Raw genomic sequence first — 3,508 nt, forward strand, 5'->3', positions numbered from 1 at the left:
GGGACCTTGCAAGTGCAGTGGTATTACATGATACAACCCTCACATAATTTTTATTAATCCATGCATTTATTAAATAATTTTAAATCATCAATCGGGAATTTTGTAACCCTCTTTTTTGTCTGCAGTTCTATTGACCTTGCAAGTGCACTTGGTATTCCTATCATGGGTGATTCTCCAATGCCCTTTGCCTTTGATGGAAATTCCGATGGATTTTCAACAAGTTCTATATTAAATTCTGGAATCCTATCTGCTGTTAAAAGCCCGGCATCTGCAATATTGTTTGTTATCAGCTGCCCATCATCTGAATACCTCATCGTTTCACATAATGTCTCGCTGATGGCCTGAAGACTTCCACCGTGGATTGAACCAAGGACATTCTTACGGTTTATTACCTTGCCAAGATCATAATATGCATAGACCTTTATGGAGTTAATATCATTGATATCACATGAAACCATGTTAAAGTTTACAGAATTTGCGTTGTAATCTATTTTGTAATAATAATACTCATTAAATTCGTTTTCCAGTAAAAGTTTGCTATCATATTTACCGAATTTTTTGATCACATCATTCTTTATTATTTCAGCAGTTTTCATTAAAACTGACGTATGTGTAATTCCTGATCTAGATCCCCATGTACCAGTGCCGTCCTTTAATGTCACCGTATCATCATATTCCAGTGAAATTAAATTTTTATCTATGCCAAATTCATTACTAAGTATTTCCTGTGTGAATAGTTCATGACCCTGGCCGGAAACATCACCACCAAAATAAACATGCACCCTTCCATCCTTTACATGTATTCTGCATGATTCACCGGGCGCAGTGTCCTCATCAAGGATGAAAAGTGATATGCCAAGCTTTTCCTTCTTTGATAGGTTATAGTAATCGAAATGTTTTAATGCAGCCTCCAGGAATGGTTTTGTTGGGTAATTCATGTCAAGGCCAAGTGGGGATTTAAATGGTTTTTCTGTTGCATTTTTCAATCTTATATCGGCAATATCCATATTAAGCCTGTCTGCAAGCAGATCAATCATTCTTTCCATGATGATTGATGCCTCTGGTTTACCAGCACCACGGTAGTAACCATTCAAAGATTTGTTTGTAAGCACATACTTTGCAGTTAAATGCGCATTTTCAATAAAATAGGGGCCAGTAACCTCGTGAACAACATTTCCCATATCGACCTTATCAGCATCAGCATAGTATGCACCAGAATCCAGATAAACTGTACCATCAAGGCCTGTAATCCTGCCATCCTTTTTGGCGTAAAGGGTAATGTCTGCCCTTATGCCCCTTCCAGCATGGGCGGATTGCAGATGCTCTGTTCTTGTTTCTATCCACTTAACGGGCCTTTTATACTTCATTGATGCGTAACAGGCTATTATATACTCTGGAAATAGCAATGCCTTAAGTCCAAATGCCCCACCGGTATCAACATGATAAACATTAACCTTATCCTCAGGGAGGTTAAGTGCCTTCATTATGCCAGCCTTCATCCTGTGAACCGACTGGCTTGAAATGTATACATTAAGCACACCATCGCGGTAATCTGCAACTATCCCCCTTGTTTCCATTGGATTCGCAAGAACACGATCCATGAATATTGAGTCGCTAACCTTTAAATCAAAGTCAATATCCTTTTCACTGAATTTTTTTCCAATTTCTTCAGTTTCCATAATATTGTCCTTCATTCCATGCCTCACAGGCGGGTGTTTTAATGCCTCATCAATTGATGCAACTGCGTCAAGGGGCTCGTAATCGACCTCAAGTGTATTTACCAGATCCTCTGCCTCATATCTGTTCTCGGAAAAAAAGGCGGCAACGCACTGGCCAACATAATTTACCTCATCAATTGCAAGCACTGGCTCTCTCATGGCATGATCATCAAGGGTGTAATATGCCTTTAATTCAGATGAATTTAACCCGCCCTTTATATTTTTTATTCTTGCATGTGCATATGGGCTTCTGGCAATGGCCATGTAAAGCATATTATCCATTTTAATGTCATCTATATATTTTCCCTGGCCGTTAACAAATCTATTTAGATACATTTATCTCCTCCCTCTGCCTTAATTTTTCCTCTGCCTTTTTAACAGAATCGATAATGGTTCTGTATCCTGTGCACCTGCACAGATTACCTCTAAGGTTCTTTTTTATGTAGTCCTCGTCTATGTCCCCTTCCGCATTTTTTATTAAGTAATATGATTGCATAATCATGCCGGGGGTACAGAAACCGCACTGCAGTCCCTCTTCCTCAACGTATGAATCCTTAACAGCATTTAGATCAGGGTCATTGCTTTCTATTGTTGTTATTTCATGATTGTTTGCCTGAACTGCCAGAACGGTGCATGATTTAACTGTTTTTCCATCCATTAAAACCGTACAGGCACCGCAGTTGGTTGTATCGCATCCTATATGTGTTCCGGTTAAACCAAGCTCGTCCCTCAAAAAACTTACAAGCAGCATGCGTGGCTCGACATCCTTTTTATATTCCTTCCCATTTACCTTAATGTTTACCATCATTTAAAACACCATATACCTCTTTTATTCCATTTTTAAACATTTCATTTAAAATCTCCATTTTATGGTCCTTAGTGCCGTTAACATCATCCTCTATATCAATATATGATTCCAGTTTTTTAAATGCAGATTCAAGTGTGTTATCATCCGGCTTTTTTCCCTTTAAAAATTCCTCAACGTCAACAGCTTTAACCGCAGTTGTATTTAAATTTGTAAGTCCTATGCCCAAATCATTGATTGTTTTGTCATTCCCAACTGACATATTCACTGCTATGGCGAATACCGGAAAATCGCTTGAAAGTGTTGTAAACTTGAAGTATTTGCCATAATATTTTGAATAGTCACCTATAATAATTTTTGTTAAAATTTCATTTGGTCTGACATCGGTCGTGTATGCATCTTTAAAGAAATCTGTGGCCTTAACAGTTCTAATACCTGAAGAGCCGGTTATTTCAAACTCAGCATTTAGTGCAAGCATAACAGCTGGCATATCATTCCTTGGGTCTGCCTCACAGACATCACCACCTATTGTCCCCATGTTTCTAACCTGCGGATCAGCTATTTTTGAGGCCGCATCAGATAAAAGATTGCACTTCTGTTTTATAAGCCTATTTCTTGCAACCTCTGCAGTTCTTACCATTGGGCCTATCTTTAATCCATCAGAACCATCTATAAAATTTAGTTCCTTTATGTTGGCTATATCTATAATATTTGGAATGGATGTGAACCTGAGCTTTAAAAGAGGTATTAGGCTCTGACCCCCTGCAAGTATCTTGGCATCATCCTGGAATTTATCCAGCAACTTTTCCAAACTTTCAATATCTTCTGGCGCAAAATATTCGAATTTATCCGGATACATTACTATAATTAATTATAAAAACTATTTAAATTTTTTTTAAGATACCTTATAATTAATAAAATTATTGAATAATAAAATTCAGATTATTTTTAATTAATTTTTAATAATAATATGCTATTAATAATT

The 3,508-nt window shown here is 37.3% G+C and carries 3 protein-coding genes; all 3 read right to left on the reverse strand.

Annotated elements, in window-relative coordinates; translation table 11 throughout:
- Window positions 1-53: 53 nt before the first annotated feature.
- The 3 genes from AOG54_RS01890 to AOG54_RS01900 are packed head-to-tail and all read right to left on the reverse strand — an operon-like array spanning window position 54 to window position 3,382.
- On the reverse strand, window positions 54-2,054 hold the full coding sequence (locus AOG54_RS01890; RefSeq protein ID WP_055032334.1) for a xanthine dehydrogenase family protein molybdopterin-binding subunit: 2,001 nt from the start codon (window positions 2,052-2,054) through the stop codon (window positions 54-56).
- Complete coding sequence (locus tag AOG54_RS01895; protein WP_054963809.1) at window positions 2,041-2,526, reverse strand: (2Fe-2S)-binding protein; 486 nt, start codon at window positions 2,524-2,526, stop codon at window positions 2,041-2,043. Before AOG54_RS01895 ends, AOG54_RS01890 begins: the two co-directional genes overlap by 14 nt.
- A complete protein-coding gene (locus tag AOG54_RS01900) occupies window positions 2,510-3,382 on the reverse strand; it encodes an FAD binding domain-containing protein (protein WP_054963808.1) in 873 nt (290 codons plus the stop codon). Before AOG54_RS01900 ends, AOG54_RS01895 begins: the two co-directional genes overlap by 17 nt.
- Between the last annotated feature and the right edge of the window lie 126 nt (window positions 3,383-3,508).

The organism is Acidiplasma aeolicum (genome assembly GCF_001402945.1).
Taxonomy (GTDB): Archaea; Thermoplasmatota; Thermoplasmata; order Thermoplasmatales; family Thermoplasmataceae; genus Acidiplasma; species Acidiplasma aeolicum.